The organism is Allosphingosinicella sp. (genome assembly GCF_036387215.1).
Taxonomy (GTDB): domain Bacteria; phylum Pseudomonadota; class Alphaproteobacteria; order Sphingomonadales; family Sphingomonadaceae; genus Allosphingosinicella.
In genome coordinates this window covers 1-2,897 of record NZ_DASVUE010000218.1, presented here as the reverse complement: position 1 = coordinate 2,897, position 2,897 = coordinate 1, and the positions used below count along the sequence as shown (strand labels likewise).

Here is a 2,897-nt window from a genome sequence, read left to right as displayed (position 1 = left end):
TGCACGATGCCGCGATTAATCGCTAATTGCGCCAAATCAAAAGAATTATTTGGTTAGCAAGGCATCCCGCGCCGCTTCGGCCAATTTTTGGACGGAAAAGGGCTTGGCGAGGAATTGCACGCGCTCGAGATCGATCGACTTCCTGAGCTGCTCCTCCGCATAGCCGGAGATGAAGAGGATCGGTAGATCCGGCCGGGTCTTGCGCGCTTCGCGGACGGTAGTCGGCCCGTCCATCGTCGGCATGACGACGTCCGAGATCATGAGGTCGATCACCTCCTCGCGGGCCAGGATCTCCAGCGCCGCCTCGCCATTCTCCGCGGTGAAGACCGTGTAGCCGTGCCGGGTGAGCGCGCGCTCGGCCACGGAGCGGACCATCGCCTCGTCCTCGACGAGCAGGATCGTGCCCGTCCCCCAAAGCTCCCGCGCCCCTTCCTTCGCCTTGGCCTTGACCGGGCGGGCGGCGCCCTCGGCGCGGTGGACCGGGAGGTAGATGGTGAAGCTGGTCCCCTCCCCTTCCTCCGATTCGGCGAAGATGAAGCCGCCCGATTGCTTGACGATGCCGTAGACGGTCGAAAGGCCGAGGCCGGTCCCCTTCCCTACTTCCTTCGTCGTGAAGAAGGGCTCGAAGATCTTGCCGAGGATCGCGGGCGGGATGCCGGTGCCGGTGTCGCTGACCTTGAGCGCGGTATAATCGCCGGCGGGGAGGATGTCGCTGCCGAGCCGCCGCACCTCCTCCGGAGTGACCGAATAGGTGTGGAGGGTGAGCGTTCCTCCCTGGGGCATCGCGTCGCGAGCGTTGACGGCGAGGTTGACGATCACCTGCTCGAGCTGCCCAGGGTCGGCGCGGACGGCGCCAAGGTTGCGGCCGTGCTTCACCTGCAGCTTCACCGTCTCGCCGAGGAGGCGCTTCAGGAGGTTGAGGACCTCCGAGATGACATCCGGAAGCTGGAGCACCTGCGGGCGCAATGTCTGCTGGCGCGAGAAAGCGAGCAATTGGCGGGTAAGGCCGGCGGCGCGGTTCGAGTTGGAGCGGATCTGGTGGATGTCGTCATAGTCGCTGTCGCCGGGCGTGTGGCGCATCAGCATGAGGTCGCAATAGCCGAGGATCGCGGTCAGGATGTTGTTGAAATCGTGCGCGACGCCGCCGGCGAGCTGTCCCACCGCCTGCATCTTCGTGGCCTGCGCGACCTGCCGCTTTAAGCGGTCCGCCTCGCTATTGTCCTTCAGCGACAGGATCACGGCCGCTTCGCCGAGGCCGCGGGCGCCGGCGATGCCGAGCGCGACCGGCTCGTCGGGCTGCGCCTTGAGGCGGACGGCGAGGTCCGAGGAGGTGGAAGGTCCTCGGGCGAAGCGGCGGACGGATTCGGAGACGGCGGCCTTGTCCTCATCGACGACCAGGTCTCCCGGATAGACCGGCCGGGCATCCTTCGGCAGGCCGACGGCCTTCCGGAACGCCTTGTTGAGGTAGATGAAGCGCCCGTCCACATTGGCGAGCGCGAGGCCCATCGGGATGAAGTCCAGAAGCGCGTTGACGCTTGCGCTTTCCTCCTTGCCCAGCCGTCCGCGGCCGCCCGAGGGGTCGTCGAGGAGGAGGAACAGGGTCAGCGGATCCTCGCCTTCGGTCACCGGGATCTGGATGATGCGGAGCGGGGCCGTGCCGCGCGGCTCGCCGGCGAAGTGGAACTGCCCCTCTTCGGTGACTGCGATTAGATCGACGAGCCGGGTTCCCGAGATCGCCGCCTCCGGCCGGCCCGTGGCGCGCGCGACGAAGGCCTGGTTGGCGGCGATCAGATTGCCCTCGGCGTCGGCCAGCGCAGCCATCAGCCCCGCCTCGGAGATGCGTTTGCCCGCCTGTCCACCGATCAGCCGCTGCGCCTCGCGGAGCAGGTCCACCTCGTCGGAGCGGGTGAACCGCCAGACGAGGTGCGTGTCGCCGAGCCCGGCGCGCTCGACCGCGAGTGCAAGGTTGAGGCCGTGGATGCGGAGCCGCGCCCGGGCGGAATTGCCGTCGCGGCGCGCCTCGGCGCCGGCTGCGGCGAGGCTCTCCTCCTCGCCCTCCAGCGGAAGCTCCGCCGGAGCGGCGGCGCCTCCGAACCAGTCGGAATACGAGCTGTTGGCGCAGACGAGGCGTCCGTCGGTATCGGTGATCGCCACCGCGCCGCTCGCGCTGTCGGCGGCGGCGCGGAGGAGGCCGATGTCGGTTCGCGGCGCGGCCTCGGCACTGGCCGGTGCCGAGCGGAAGCTGGAGGCGAAGGCGAGCACCGCCCCTAGCCCCACGAGCCCGGCCGCGAAGGCCGCGGTGAAGAGCGGATCGCGCACCGCCCAGAGCAGCAATGCCGCCGAGCCCAGAGCGGCGATGATCGCAAGCGCGGTCAGCCAGGGCCTGGGACGGGCGGGCGAAGGTGCGGGAGGGGCGGCGGCCATGAGCATCTACTCATGTGCCGCCGCTCTCGCCGCCGTCAAGCAGCGACGATGCCTACCAGACCCGGACGCGCTCTTCGGGCGGCAGATAGAGCTTCTCGCCCGGCTTCACGTCGAAGGCCCCGTACCAGGGATCCATGTTGCGGACGACGAGCGTCCGATAGCGCGTCGGGGAGTGCGGATCGGTCAGCAGCAGCTGGACGAGCGTCGGCTCGCGCATCTTCTGCCGCCACACCTGCGCCCAACCGAGGTAGAAACGCTGATCGCCGGTGAGGCCGCCGAGCACCGGCGCCTCCTGCCCGTTCAACGACTTCTTGTAGGCATCGTAGGCGATGGAGAGGCCGGCGAGGTCGCCGATATTCTCGCCGAGCGTGAGCTCGCCGTTGACGAACTTGCCCGGCAGCGCCTCATATTTGTTGTACTGCTGGACGAGCTTCTTGGTGAGCGCGGTGAAGCGCTGCACGTCGCCCGGCGTC

At 68.3% G+C, this 2,897-nt stretch carries 2 protein-coding genes; both read right to left on the bottom strand.

Translation table 11 applies throughout. The annotated features are described in order from the left end of the window. Positions 1–45 precede the first annotated feature (45 nt). On the bottom strand, positions 46–2,424 hold the full coding sequence (locus VF662_RS08540) for a hybrid sensor histidine kinase/response regulator (protein WP_464139881.1): 2,379 nt from the start codon (positions 2,422–2,424) through the stop codon (positions 46–48). Positions 2,425–2,476: 52 nt separating this feature from the next. Further along, positions 2,477–2,897 (bottom strand): M13-type metalloendopeptidase (locus VF662_RS08535; RefSeq protein WP_464139879.1); only part of this gene is annotated, 421 nt, incomplete at its 5' end.

Excerpts from the sequence above, each read along its gene's own strand:
- VF662_RS08540 (WP_464139881.1), bottom strand. The coding sequence starts at position 2,424 with ATGGCCGCCGCCCCTCCCGCACCTTCGCCCGCCCGTCCCAGGCCCTGG.